Annotated in this window: 11 protein-coding genes; 10 read left to right on the plus strand and 1 reads right to left on the minus strand. The window is 68.0% G+C overall.

Features of this window, described 5'->3' with window-relative positions:
- A partial coding sequence (locus J7E89_RS37420) for a group II intron reverse transcriptase/maturase (RefSeq protein WP_308315734.1) occupies nucleotides 1-379 on the minus strand: 379 nt, incomplete at its 3' end.
- 497 nt (nucleotides 380-876) lie between these two features.
- Here J7E89_RS37420 and J7E89_RS37425 point away from each other — a divergent pair.
- The 10 genes from J7E89_RS37425 to J7E89_RS37470 all read left to right on the plus strand — a co-directional run.
- Nucleotides 877-2007 (plus strand): integrase, encoded by a 1131-nt coding sequence (locus J7E89_RS37425; RefSeq protein ID WP_214980596.1) that lies wholly within the window; start codon nucleotides 877-879, stop codon nucleotides 2005-2007.
- 183 nt (nucleotides 2008-2190) lie between these two features.
- Complete coding sequence (locus tag J7E89_RS37430) at nucleotides 2191-3807, plus strand: hypothetical protein (protein ID WP_214980597.1); 1617 nt, start codon at nucleotides 2191-2193, stop codon at nucleotides 3805-3807.
- On the plus strand, nucleotides 3804-5552 hold the full coding sequence (locus J7E89_RS37435; protein WP_214980598.1) for a hypothetical protein: 1749 nt from the start codon (nucleotides 3804-3806) through the stop codon (nucleotides 5550-5552). The genes J7E89_RS37430 and J7E89_RS37435 overlap by 4 nt, the downstream gene beginning before the upstream one ends.
- Before the next feature lie 65 nt (nucleotides 5553-5617).
- Nucleotides 5618-6721 carry a tyrosine-type recombinase/integrase gene (locus tag J7E89_RS37440; protein WP_214980599.1) on the plus strand — a complete coding sequence of 368 codons (1104 nt, stop codon included), beginning with the start codon at nucleotides 5618-5620 and terminating at the stop codon, nucleotides 6719-6721.
- A gap of 17 nt (nucleotides 6722-6738) precedes the next feature.
- Nucleotides 6739-7083, plus strand: coding sequence for a helix-turn-helix transcriptional regulator (locus tag J7E89_RS37445; protein ID WP_214980612.1), 345 nt, complete (start codon nucleotides 6739-6741; stop codon nucleotides 7081-7083).
- On the plus strand, nucleotides 7080-9491 hold the full coding sequence (locus J7E89_RS37450; RefSeq protein ID WP_214980601.1) for a site-specific integrase: 2412 nt from the start codon (nucleotides 7080-7082) through the stop codon (nucleotides 9489-9491). The genes J7E89_RS37445 and J7E89_RS37450 overlap by 4 nt, the downstream gene beginning before the upstream one ends.
- Before the next feature lie 23 nt (nucleotides 9492-9514).
- The gene (locus J7E89_RS37455) at nucleotides 9515-10366 is read left to right on the plus strand and encodes a DUF3626 domain-containing protein (RefSeq protein ID WP_214980603.1); all 852 of its coding nucleotides are present in this window, start codon (nucleotides 9515-9517) and stop codon (nucleotides 10364-10366) included.
- A gap of 62 nt (nucleotides 10367-10428) precedes the next feature.
- Nucleotides 10429-10965, plus strand: coding sequence for a hypothetical protein (locus tag J7E89_RS37460; protein WP_214980608.1), 537 nt, complete (start codon nucleotides 10429-10431; stop codon nucleotides 10963-10965).
- Nucleotides 10962-11492 carry a hypothetical protein gene (locus tag J7E89_RS37465; RefSeq protein WP_214980609.1) on the plus strand — a complete coding sequence of 177 codons (531 nt, stop codon included), beginning with the start codon at nucleotides 10962-10964 and terminating at the stop codon, nucleotides 11490-11492. Before J7E89_RS37460 ends, J7E89_RS37465 begins: the two co-directional genes overlap by 4 nt.
- Nucleotides 11493-11867: 375 nt before the next feature.
- Nucleotides 11868-12125: hypothetical protein (locus J7E89_RS37470; RefSeq protein ID WP_214980610.1), on the plus strand; the 258-nt coding region annotated here is incomplete at its 3' end.

Raw genomic sequence — 12125 nt, forward strand, 5'->3', positions numbered from 1 at the left:
CCCCGACAACGTGACAGCGCCGCATGGAGGCCTCCATGGCCCAGCGCAGGCAGCCCAGGCGGTGAACATCCTGAGCGAGAAGGTAGTACTGGACCAATCCCCGATATTCCGCTTGGTACTTCACCACGATTGAGTAGTCGCTGTCGTGGATCAGCATTCCGCGGCGTGCGGGTTTCCCGCCGCGCATGTTGATCGCGCAGCGTTGCCGAATCACGGACGGTGGCACAAAGAGCCCGATGACGCCGTTGGTTGCCCGACGGCCCCGGGAGATCCTCGTGTCACTGCGCTGGGCCCGGACGTTGTAGCCGAGGAAGCGCGCCGGCTGGGTGGCGGCGTGCTTGATCAGGGTCTTGGACTCGGACAGTTCCAGCTTGAGCACGTCGCGCAGGAACTGCCGGATCGTGTCCTTGATCTCTTCGGCTTCGGCCTTCCGCCCGGCAAATCCGAGGAGCCAGTCATCGGCTTATGCCGCATGCCGGGTTATGCGGTGTTCTGTATACGGTTGCCGTGTTGTCCGAGGTCGTGTTGCGCTTCGTGGGGGTCGTGTTGTGGATGAGTGGCACCTGTACTGGGTCGGGCAGGGCGGTAGGCCGGACCTGGCGGAAGGTGTCTTGGCGGGTTGGGATGATCTTGATTCGCGAGAGCGAGCGCTGAAGTTCCGGAATGTTCAGCCGATCCTGGTCTCGCCTGAGGGCCGGGTGGACGTTCGGCTTAGTACCTTCTTCAGACGGTCTCGGTTCGCGTCCCGGGCCAGTGGTACCAAGGAGACGTACGCGCCCGCCTACCGGCTGTTCTTCAGCTTCCTGTGGCAGCGGGGCCTGAACTGGGACCAGGCGACGGCCGACGACCTGGCCGACTGGGAGGACTGGCGGCGCCGTGGAGCCGCGAACCCCCGGAACGTGGGCGGGGCCGCGGTGGGACCGGGAGCTGGCGGCGCTCAAGCTGCTCTACGACTGGGCTGTAGGCCAGAAGATCATGCCGTCGAGCCCGGTGACGACCCACAAGGTCCGGGGCCGTGACGGCGAGTCGCTGGAGGTTGCCGATCTGGCGCCGACGGATGCGAAGCATGCCGACGTGAAGTGGCTCACCCCACGGGCCTGCCGGCTGTGGCGGGACGTCGGCCTGGGCGGGATGCTGCCCTCCGGCCTTGAGGACGACAGCTTCCGGGGCCGCAACGACGGCCGCGACGTGGCCGGGGCGGACCTGATGTACTCCAGCGGACTGCGCAGACGGGAAGCAGGAACGATCCTGCTGGCCGAGCTGCCAGCGGTGGGAACGAGTAACTACTACTCCTCCCGCGTCGGTCATGATGTCGCCAAACGGGCGGGCCGTACCTTCTATGTCAGCCACAGCGCACTTCAGTCGATCCACGCCTACCGGATCGGCCTGCGGGACCAAGCGGTGCGCCGCGCGCAGTCGCGCGGGCTGTACGAGGCGATCCCCGATCGCCTCGTGGTCAGGGAGATCACCCGGCGCGGAGTTGTGCGTTGGACCACGGTGGACGGGCGGCGCGGAGAGGCGAGCTTCGACACGCTGGCCATCGCCCAGAGGCTGCGTCTGTTCCTCCAGGGGGAGAACGGGCTTGAACCGGCGATGCTCTGGCTCACGGAGACCGGGATGCCCCTGGCGTACAAGAGCTGGACGAAGATCTTCGAGCGCGCCAGCGACCGCTGCGAGCGCCTGGGCCTGTCGGTCTACGCCGGGCCGCACATGCTCCGCCACAGCATGGCCTTGCGGATGTTGGTCTCCCTGAACAACGCGCTGGACCGCCGCTACGGGCTCACCCCGGCGGAGAGACGGCACTTCGCCGAGGTTTACGGCATCGTCTGGTCGATGGTCAAGGACATGCTCGGTCACAAGAATGAGCAGGTCACCAAGGACATTTACCTGGAGCCCGTGCGGGGGCTGCAGCTCGAATCGCTTCTGAACGACGAGGAAAACCCGATCAACACCATCACGCTGGCCGAGCTCGCGAAGAAGACCGGTCTGATCCTGGACGTCGCGTGAGCTCCCCGGGACGTCCCGCCGCGCTTCCGCCGGCAGACTACCGTCGGGCGAGCAACCTGGATGACACCGGGCTCGTCGTCCGCGCGGTCGCGCAGGACGGCCAGGACTGCGGCACGTGGGACTTCAACAAGCTGCACGGGCCCGAGGCCCTGCGCCGGGAGTTCGCCGCGGCGTTCGCCACGTGTGCCCGCCAGAACTGGAACAGCCCCAACTCGACGGAGACGTTTCGATCACATCGGCCGGTTCCTCAAGATCGTCGGGGCGTTCGACCCGCCGGTCACCTCGGTCGAGGAGCTGACACCTGAAGCGTGGAAGAGCTGGAAGGCCCGGAGGGCTGCCGCGACCAGGGATCTGCGCGTCGTTGTCCGGGAGCTGCCCTCACTGCGGGCGGACACCCGCGCGGTGCTCGACCAGCGCCGGCGCACCATCAAACCGAAGACGAGGACGCTGAAGACCGGCTTCACCCAGCGAGAGATGCACGCTGTGCGTACGGCCGCGGCCCGTACGGTCCGTGCGGCCCGGCTGCGGATCGCGGAGAACACCGCGCTGATGGAACGCTGGCGAAGCGGCCAGATCCAGGCCGGGACGATGGACTGGCGGTGGGGAGAGCTGCTGGACCAACTGAGCCGCACAGGGGACGTTCCCCGCTTCCCTTCGGGACCAACCCGCCCTGCTTCCCGTGCGTTGACCTCGGACGGCGGGTTCATGGCGGCCTGCGCCCGGCTGTGGCCGTACCCGTGGGAGATCGGAGCGGCCGCCGTCCTCCTCATCTGCCACGAGAGCTGGAACCTGTCGGTGGTCAAGAAGCTGCAGCTGCCGCAGCAGTGGCCCAACGCCGATGAGAACGATCCCGATCCGGCGATCTTCCGGATGGACACGGACAAGAAGCGGCGGCCCCGGCTGCGGTTCAACAGCAACAACCTCGTCAACGCCGGCGAGGGGACGGCCGGTGCGGCGATGAAGCAGATCATCGAGATGACCGACCAGGCCCGGGTGACCATGGCGAACATGGGCACGCCGACCACGGCGCTGCTGGTGACCCGCAAGCTGCCGCGTGGGGGCGGCTACAAGAAGGGGCTGTTCCGCACCTGCGAGGACGGTCAGCTCCTCGGATCCTGGATCGCCGACTGGTCGCAGCGGACGAAGGCCGAGGGCGTCGATCTGCCGCATGTGACCGCCCGGCTGACCCGTCACACCGCGCAGGCGCTCTACGGCAGGGCCCGCAACAACACCGACGCCGTCAACGACGCGGACTACCTCATGAAGGACACGACAGTCCGCGAGGAGTCCAGGACGGTGGTCGAAACGGGGCTCACCGCCGCGATGTCGCACGCCTTCGACCAGGTCAAGATGCGAATGGTCGCCGACGCGACCGGGACCGAACCGCATGACGCCGAGCTGGTCGCGAAGCACACCGGCTTGCCACGGGACACGGCGGCCGATGTCGTGGCCGGGCAGCTTCAGACACCGGTGGCATCCTGCACCGACTTCGACCACAGCCCCTTCACCCCGGCCGGCCCGTGCTCGGTGTCCTTCCTGCTGTGCCTCGCGTGCCCGAACGCTCTGGCTACCGGCCGCGACCTGCCGCGCATCGTCTACCTCCACCGGGCCCTGGAAACACTGCGATCGGCCGTCAGCGGCAGTGTGTGGCAGGCCGACTGGGCCGCCCACCACATGCGCGTGAGCGACTTCCTCACCACCCACACCAGCGAGAGCGCCCGGCCGGAACTGCTGGCCCAGGTCGCCGAGCGCGACCGGCATCTCATCGACCGGATGCTCGACAGGAGACTCGACTCGTGAACACCGCTGCCGCGATAGCGGGGACGCTCGTTGACCCGGCACCGTCGGATCTGCTGTTCCCCGCGGCCAGGATCCGCCCCGGCATCAGCCCTGAGGAGTGGCCGCGCTTCGGCCAGCTGAGGTGGAGTCTCTCCTATGCCGACCACAGCCAGGCCGCGACCGCCTGCTCCTTCAACTGGGCCAATGTGCCCGAGGCGTTCAGGGCGCCGCTGATGCGCGCGGGCTGGGCCGTCATCAACATCCCCACTCCCGACTTCATTCTGGACAAGAAGCGCTCCGCTCGGCCGTTCGTCCAGACCCGGACGCTCCATGAGGTCTTCCGGGGCTGGCACGAGTTCGGCAGATGGCTCGACTCGGAGGGGGTCACCAGCCTGGCTGAGGTGAACCGGGAGGCGATGGAGTCCTACGCGTTCACCCTGCGGCCCAAGGGCCGGTCCTGGCACCAGGACCAGCGGCACCTGTCCTCGCTCACCCGGCTGTGGGCGTACGCGCCCTACCTGCTGCCGCAGGACCGGATTCCGATGCCGCCGTGGGAGGACGAGGGCGCCAGCCACGCGGACTACCTGGGTGAGCGGGCGTCGGCCGGAGGCGAGGCCAGTGTCCCGGTCATCCACCCGGCGGTCATGTCGCCGCTGCTGGTCTGGGCCATCCGCATGGTCACCGAGTTCGCGCCGGACATCCTGGCCGCCGTGCGCGAGCGCAAGCGCCTGCTGGCGCGGATGGCCCCCACGACGGTCAAGGGCGGCCGCGCCAGGATCAGGGAGCACTTCACGCGGCTGGTGGCCAGCGGCCAGAAGATCCCGACCGACATCCGCCGTGCCATCGAGCCGACGGCCGGCCGACGAAGCGCCGGTGCCACCACGGCGCCGGGTGATGGCCGGATGCCGGTCGCCGCACAGTTCCTGGCCGGACTGCTGGAAGTGACGTCTGTTCAGGTGAGCTCGGTCGTCCGCGACTGCGGGGACGAGTTCCCTGCGCACCACTTCGGCCGCGGGGCCCCGCTCGATGTCCCGATCACCGCGAAGATCGGGGACCGGCCGTGGACCGAGAAGATCGACTTCTCGCATGTGCCCGACCTCGCGATATGCCTCGCGGCTGCCGCGCTGGTCGTGATCAGCTACCTCTCGGGGATGCGCCCGGAAGAGGTCGTTCACCTGGAGCGCGGTTGCCGGTCCACGGAGGAACGCGAGGACGGCACGGTCCGGTACAAGATTACCGGACGTCACTTCAGCGGCGTCAGCGACGAAGACGGCAACACCAGCGAGGAAGGCGAGATCCGCGAGGACCCGTGGATCGTAATCGAGCCGGTCCACCAGGCCATCGCCGTCCTTGAAGAGCTGACGGACGAGCGCTTCCTGTTCCCCTACAGCCTCACCACGAAGCCGAAGCCGGTGGAGATCCGCGTTCCGATCGCCAACCTCGCCATGATGGGCGCGTGGATCGCCAAGTTCATCGCATGGGCGAACGAGCAGTCCCAGATCCACGACCGGCGGCACGAGTTCATCCCCGAGGACCCGGACGGCGCGGTGACCTTGGTGCGGTTCCGGCGGTCGGTCGCGTGGTTCATCTACCACCGTCCCGGCGGCCGCGTCGCGCTCGGAGTCCAGTACGGCCATGTCGAAAGCGCCATGGGTGAGTCGTACGCCGACCCTCGGGAATTGCATCAGATGGGCGAGAAGTCGCAGGTCGGGAGTTCAGAGCGACGACCTGATGGACTCCAACGCTACTACGGACTAGCCGCCTGAGCAGGCATGTTGCCGAAGCGATCCCATCTGATGCATGATCTGCCCTCCAGAAGGGATGGTCTGGAGTGGTGCATCAGCAGAAGGTGGCCCTGGCGGGGGCGGCTCATCTGGAGCTCGTCTCCGGGGTGGTCCAGCTGCGTCCCGAGGACGCAATGTTCGACGCGATGATGCGGGGATGGCGGGCTCAGCAGAAGTCGCGAGGACTGAAGGACGAGACGATCGACCCGAGGGAACGACTGGTCCGCCGGTTCCTCAAGTTCGCGAACGAGTACCCATGGCAGTGGACGCCGGCCCATATGGACGAGTGGTCAGCCTCGCTGACCGGCGAGAAGCACCTGGCGCCGTCAACGATCCGCAGCTACCAAGGCGATATCCGTCTGTTCAGCGAGTTCCTCATCGACGGCCGCTACGGCTGGGGCCCGGCATGTGAAGAAGCCTTCGGCGCTCATCCGGTGGCGATCTGCCATGAGTGGAATACCCTCCCCCACCTGCAGGATTACGAAGGCGATCCGGAGGCACGGCCGTTCACGAGGGAAGAACTGCAACGCTTCCTCGACTACGCCGACGACCAGGTCGCACGCGCCGTTAAGTCCAAGCGCAAGGGCGCCCTCGCCGCCTACCGCGACGCCACCCTCTTCAAGGTCATCTACGGGTGGGGACTTCGCCGGACCGAGACGTCCAGGCTGGACGTGGTCGATTTCGGGCGGAACCCGAAGGCCCGCCAGTTCGGCCGGTACGGCACGCTCAACGTCCGCTACGGCAAGGCGAAGAAGGGCCAGCCGCCGCGGCGGAGGAACGTGCTGTCAGTGATGGACTGGGCCGTCGAAGCAGTCGAGGACTACGTCGAGAATGTCCGGCCGCGCTTCGGATTCCCCGATCACCCGGCTCTCTGGATCACTGAACGCGGGGGACGCCTCCAGCCCAGTTCCATCAACGACCGGTTCGAGGCATATCGAGATGCCCTAAAGCTCCCAAAAGAGCTAGTTCCGCACTCAATTCGCCATTCTTACGTCACGCATCTGACCGAGGATGGGGTCGACCGGCGCTTCATCCAGCAGCAGGTCGGCCACGAGTGCGACAGCTCCACCGCCATCTACACGCACGTCAGCGACGACTTCATGAACACTGCCCTGGCCAAGGCACTGGCCCCGGCCTTCGCCGGGGCCTGACTAGGAAGGACCCGATGATGGTCGGCAAGCTCGACTACCGCTGGCACCTGCGCAAAGTCATGGCGGACCGCGGGATGTTCTCCACCACCGACCTGCTGCCGGCGTTGAAGGAACGCGGCATCGTACTGTCCACGAGCCAGGTCTACCGGCTCGTCGTCGAGCGACCCGAGCGACTCAGCCTGAAGATCCTCATGGCCTTGCTGGACATCCTCGACTGTGCCATGGACGACCTCATCGAGCCCATCGCCGGGGCCGGCGCCGCGACGAAACCGAAGAAGGCCGCCGCAGGCGGGACCGCGGTCTCCGACGGTGTCGGTGACCTGCGGCCAAAGCGGGCCCGGATCACCGGAGTCGACCGGTGACCGGTCTTGCCGAGGAAGTCCTCGCGGACCCGGTCGGCCTGGTGGTGCGACTCATCGGCAACGTCGAGAAGCACCTGGATGCCGCTCACATCCGCGACATCGTCTGCACGGTCGTACGCGCACGAGCCGGCCGCCGCAGCCTCGCCCAGGCCCTGCACGGTGACCCGTCACTTCTGCGGACCGGGCAGCCACCGGCGCCCTACTGCGTCGCGAAACTGCTGATGGCCCTGCACGACGCCGGCGCCCAGGACGTCGCACTGCCCCGCTGCGGCGAGTGCGGCCGCCCATGCCGCTACGTCGGCAGCAGCACCGGAGGACGGTGGGGATGCTCGCGCTGCCTCGACAAGCCAGCCGTCTGCGCGGGCTGCCACGAAGAACGACGCGTCACCAGCCGGGACCGCAACGGCGAGCCCCGCTGCGCGAACTGCCCCGACACCGACGGCGACCCGCTCCACGAACTCACCGCTCTCGTCACACGCCTCGATCCCGCCCTGGACACCGACGCGGTCCTGGCCGCGCTCGGACGCGCCACCGTCCGGCCCGCCGGACAGCGCCGCCTGGCCTGGGCCGTCGTCGCCCGCCCCGAGCTGCTGACCGGCGCCGGTTACGAAGCCCCCACCCCGGCAGCCCTGCGGTTCATCAACGAGCTCGTCGACGCCGGGGCGACCAAGGTCGTCCGGCCTGCCTGCCCGCGCTGCCACGGAGTGAAGGCGCTGTCCAAACTGCTGGAGGGCAAGCGGATCTGCCGGGCCTGCTTCGCCCACCACGCCGCCGTCCCCTGCTTCGGCTGCGGAGCCGTTCGTGAGCCCGCCACCCGCGACTCCGAGGGCCGGCCGTTGTGTCCGAACTGCATGATCAGACAGCCCGCGAACCTGGAGGAATGTGTCGGCTGCGGACGCCGCATGCCCGTCGCGAACCGGCTGCCCGACGGCCCGCGCTGCAACAACTGCCGCCCGAGGATGACCGCGGAGTGCGGCATCTGCGGGAGGACGACGCTCTGCGAGATGTCTCGGGCTACTGGCCAGCCGTGGTGCGAGCGATGCCAGCACCGATGGGTGACCTGCAACGGCTGCGGCACCGTCGCCCAGGCCCGCAGCGGCACCTGGGAGGAGCCCTTGTGCGCGAAGTGCACCAACCCCGACCCAGACTTCTGGGGCCGCTGCCCAGTCTGCACCACCACCTGGCAACTCAGCCCCCGCCCCTGCCAGCGATGCGTCCTCGACCAGCAAGTACGCGACCTCCTCGGCAACGCCACCGGCGCCATCCGGCCCGAACTCGCCACGTTCCACGAGGCGTTGACGAGCGCCGAGCGCCCGGACGTCGCCATCGCCTGGATCGCCCGCTCGAAGGCCCGCGACCTCCTGGAACACATAGGACGCGACGAGCGGCCCGTCACCCACGAGGTCCTCGACGAACTACCCCCGGGCAAAGTGCTGGCCCACCTGCGCAGTGTCCTGGTCGCGACCGGCGCCCTCCCGCCCCGCGACGAACGGCTCCTCGCCCTGGAGAAATGGATCACCGAGACCGTCCAGGCCCGCACCGATCTCGCCGAGCGCCGGATCCTGCACGGCTACGCGATCTGGCATCACTTGCGCCGGCTCCGTCGCCGCCTCGGCAAAGAGCACGCCACCCGGCTCCAGGACCTGAACGTCCGCTGCCACGTCACCGCAGCCGACAACTTTCTCACCTGGCTCACCGGCGAAGGGCTCACGCTGGGGACCTGCACCCAGCCAGACCTGGAACAGTGGATGGCCGATGCCACGGTCAGCTACCGCGACGAGACCGGCCACTTCGTCCGCTGGTCGGTACAGCACCGCCATGCCCGCGACCTGACCTACGGCACCGTCCGCTGGACCGGACCGCTCAGCACCATCGACAGCGAGAAACGGTGGGCCGACGCCCGCCGCCTCCTCAACGACGACACACTGCCAACCCCGGACCGCGTCGCGGGACTGCTGCTGATCCTCTACGCGCAGAAGATCGCCACCATCAGCCAGCTCAGTGTCGACGACGTCACCATCGACGGCGACACCGTTGCGATCGCGTTCGGCACCTCGCCGGTCGTTCTCCCCGCACCGCTGGCCAGCCTGGTCCGCGAGCTCGTCGCGACCCGCCGCGGCAAGGCCAAGATCGGCACCCCCGACGATGTCCCCTGGCTGTTTCCGGGTGGCCACCCGGGGCGCCCTCTCACCGACAGCCAAATCGGCAAGCGCCTTCACCGCATCGGGATCCGGCCCAAACAGGACCGGTCCACCGCGCTGTTCGCCCTCGCCACCGAAGTCCCCGCCGCGATCCTCGCCCGCATGCTCGGCGTCCACATCAAAGTCGCCGTCCAGTGGCAGCAAGCATCAGCCGGAGACTGGGCCGCCTACGCCGCCGACGTCAGCCAACGCAGATGCACACGTTGATCAGGCTCGGGCACACTGCGCTGATGAACGCTGATCCAGCCCCGTCTCCGCAGGAACAGGCCATCCGCCACGTCGCCTCGCTGTCGTCCGGGACCCCGGTCGACCCCGCGCTGCGGGTGACCCTGAATTTTCACCCCGCCCGCACAGTGCGCGGTCGGCCGATCCTGCTCGCGTTGGCCGAGGACGGCACCTATCACTCGCAATTCGTCACAGGCACCAGCAACGGCGGCTTGACAGCCCACCCCGGCGGTGACCGATGGCGCTGGGAGAGCCGGATCTTCGGGGGCGCCTATGACTACACACCCGCCCACGAGCGACCTGTCTACGGCGCGCTGGACTTCCGGCGCAAGCCGCTCGGTGGGGCGCCCCGGTTCGGCTCCGCGCACCTTCGGCTGACTGCCGAGACCCTCACCCGAGCCACGTTCTGCTACCCGGACAGCTTCTTCGAACCAACGGCCTTCGGAGTTGCGGCCAGTTTGTCCCTCATAAAGCTGGCTGAGAACGACGGCCAGGCCGCTCTCGACGACTACATCGAGGCACAGGTGCACGGCCCACTCATACTGGCTCGCGACGTCGAGGCACTCGTCCTGGACCCGAGCTATCGAGGAACGGACGTGGAAGCCACCGCCCGCCGCCTGCCATGTCGGCTCGACTGGCACCCGGGACTCCGACTCACCGTCGAAGAACTCGCACTCCACCCGGACTACCGCGGACAAGAGTACGTCGACCTGGGCGCGGAGATTGCCGTCGACGGTTACCTCAATCCCCGGATCATCGGTGACGCCGCACGCACCGGACTCCATGACCAACAGGCGCTCAAGAAGGTGTGGCACTGCCTGGCACGCTTCGGAACATCCGAGGAACGCAACGCGTGATCAGGCATGCATTCGGACAGTTCCAATACCCGACTCCAGCATTAGGCCGCTCCAAGGCCGACATGCTCCAGATCCTGAACTTCGAGCAGGGACTGGCGATGGCCGACGCCCTCGCCGAGGCATCCGACCGGCTGGCAGCAGGCGAAGGCGTCAGCGGACCGGCCGCCGGGCGGTACATGGCGGCGGCGAGCGAGTACAAGAACAAGTACGCCGGTGCCTTCGTGTCCAAGCGCCAGCTCAAGGCGATCCGCACCAACTCGAAGCTCCAGCTGTTCGAGCACGAGGGCGCCCTGCTGGCCTGCAACTTCGACCCGTACACCGCCCCGTGCCAGCGGGATCAGCCCGGGCAGGAGCCCGCCCGGCGCACGCCGAGCCACAACCGGTGCGTGCCCACCTGCCCCAACATCGCCCGGACCGACACCCACATCGAACGTGCGCAAGCCGAGATCGACGAGATCGACGCCGAGTGCGCCGACGGCCTCAACCCTCTGCCGGTCACCCGGCGGCTTCAGCAACGTCGCGCGACGCTGGCCGAGATCATCGGCAAGCACCATCGCACGCGTGTCCACCTCGCCCAGGCCACCGGAGACCGGACGTGACCGCCCCCGAACCGCAGACCCCCGACGCCTCCGATGGCGGCCCGAAGGGCCTGGCCGCCGACATCGCCCAGACCATCGGCACACTCCTCACCCAGACTGCCGAGATGTCCCAGGCCGCCAAGCCCGACGACACCCAAGAGATCCAGGCGATCACCGACGCGATGATCAGACTGTTCGTCGGGGCGCCGCTGCGGTCCGACGGACAGCTGACCGTCAAAGCGCTGGCCGAGGAAGCGGGCCTTCGCCGCAACAAACTGACCCACAAGCACACCGGCATGAAGGACCTGTTCTACGCGCTGGTGAAGACCCTCGACCGCCCGGCGGTCCCCGCGCAGAGGCATGCCCAGGACGACGACCTCAAGCGACGTCACAGTGAGCTGTGGGCCACACACCAGCAGCTCAGGCGGGAAGCATCCCAGATGGCCCGCGTTATCCACGTCCTGGAGGTCGAGAACCGCCAACTCCGCGAGCAGGCCGCGAACGCTCCCGGGAAGGTCCACTATCAGAACGTCGAAAGTCGAGGGTGATTGGCAGGGCATCAAACACCCCGTCGTGACGCCACCCGTTGGAGAGTAGAGGCAACACCTCTGGACTTGCGCCAGAAGCCGACTGCGACGGCGGCAAGCCTGATGGACCTGATGTCCGGTTTCGAAAGGTTCAGCATAACCGGCGGCCATGACCGGGGGAGTCTCATATTCCTGTCTGTGCAGGCGAGTTGACCTGCAAGACGGGAGTGGATCATGGATGTGAGCAGAGGGCGGCGCCGTGGACCGGTGCCGCTGGTGATGACGGAATCGTTGGTGCCGTACGAGTCGTTGCTGCGTACGGAGTTGGCGTCCCTGGGGTAAGCGGCGGCGTCGGTGACGGATGCCGTGCGCATGATGAGGCGCCTGAGTGCGTGGATGCAACGGTGGGAGCTCACCCCGGTCGAGCTGACACCGCCACGGTTGGAGGAGTTTCTGACCTTCCGGCGGGCGGTGTGCCGGTCGGAGCCGGTGGCCCGCCGGTCACTCGGCGCGGTGGTGAGGGTTCTGCGGGGCGGCGGCATCGTGCCCGCTCCGGCTCCGGTCGGCGGCGGTGCGGTGGAGGAACTGCTGGCGGATTACGGCGCCTACCTGCGCGGGGAACGCGGACTGGCTGGCGAGCCCGGTCGGCGCTTG

Origin of the sequence: Streptomyces sp. ISL-100 (genome assembly GCF_018614615.1) — a bacterium.
Taxonomy (GTDB): domain Bacteria; phylum Actinomycetota; class Actinomycetes; order Streptomycetales; family Streptomycetaceae; genus Streptomyces.

Excerpts from the sequence above, each read along its gene's own strand:
- J7E89_RS37445 (WP_214980612.1), top strand. The coding sequence starts at position 6,739 with ATGGTCGGCAAGCTCGACTACCGCTGGCACCTGCGCAAAGTCATGGCG.
- J7E89_RS37455 (WP_214980603.1), top strand. The coding sequence starts at position 9,515 with ATGAACGCTGATCCAGCCCCGTCTCCGCAGGAACAGGCCATCCGCCAC.
- J7E89_RS37460 (WP_214980608.1), top strand. The coding sequence starts at position 10,429 with ATGCTCCAGATCCTGAACTTCGAGCAGGGACTGGCGATGGCCGACGCC.